The sequence below is a fragment of the Shigella sp. FC1544 genome, from assembly GCF_001722145.1.
GTDB classification, from domain to species: Bacteria; Pseudomonadota; Gammaproteobacteria; order Enterobacterales; family Enterobacteriaceae; genus Escherichia; species Escherichia coli.
In genome coordinates, this window is sequence record NZ_MECT01000353.1 from 1 (window position 1) to 853 (window position 853).

Annotated in this window: 1 protein-coding gene and 2 pseudogenes; 2 read left to right on the forward strand and 1 reads right to left on the reverse strand. The window is 49.1% G+C overall.

Translation table 11 applies throughout. The features are described from left to right. On the forward strand, positions 1-209 hold a 209-nt coding region (locus tag BGK49_RS16170; RefSeq protein WP_001073957.1), incomplete at its 5' end, for an IS3 family transposase. A 43-nt stretch (positions 210-252) separates the two neighbouring features. Continuing rightward, positions 253-444, forward strand: a pseudogene (locus BGK49_RS30195) (oxidoreductase C-terminal domain-containing protein); the annotation flags it as partial. A 109-nt stretch (positions 445-553) separates the two neighbouring features. On the opposite strand, the pseudogene BGK49_RS16175 reads toward BGK49_RS30195, so the two are convergent. After that, a pseudogene (locus tag BGK49_RS16175) lies at positions 554-853 on the reverse strand (IS1-like element IS1X2 family transposase); the annotation flags it as partial.

The following is an 853-nucleotide window of genomic DNA, read 5'->3' on the forward strand; positions in this document are numbered from 1 at the left end:
ACTGTTACGACAACGCTCCGATGGAAAGCTTCTGGGGAACGCTGAAAAATGAGAGCCTGAGCCACTATCGTTTTAATAACCGGGATGAAGCCATCTCAGTAATACGGGAATACATTGAGATTTTCTACAATCGTCAGCGTCGTCACTCTCGTCTGGGGAATATCTCCCCGGCAGCCTTCAGGGAAAAATATCATCAGATGGCTGCTTAAAAAAAGAACAAATGGTAGTGTCCGCTATTGCCAGTACACCTCAGACTGGCTTTGTCGTGGCAACCCGGAAACTCAGAAGGCGATTTGGTTTAATCTGCAAAACGGCGTGCTTATCGGTGCAGTCACGCTGAATCAGGGGCGTGAGATTCGCCCAATTCGCAAATGGATCCAGAGCGGCAAAACGTTTGATGCGAAACTGCTGATAGATGAGAACATCGCGCTTAAATCACTGTAACCAGGATAATTAGCGAATATCTCAACGCCTGGGGCGTGGCGAGGTGCAAGAGTGTGTATTACGTTTAAATCACATTATCTTGCAAAGGGATTGGGGTAATGCTGCCAACTTACTGATAGTGTTTTATGTTCAGATAATGCCCGATGACCTTGTCATGCAGCTCCACCGATTTTGAGAACGACAGTGACTTCCGTCCCAGCCTTGCCAGATGTTGTCTCAGATTCAGATTATGTCGCTCAATGCGCTGAGTGTAACGCTTGCTGATAACGTGCAGCTTTCCCTTCAGGCGTGATTCATACAGCGGCCAGCCATCCGTCATCCATACCACGACCTCAAAGGCCGACAGCAGGCTCAGAAGACGCTCCAGTGTGGCCAGAGTGCGTTCACCGAAGACGTGCGCCACAACCGT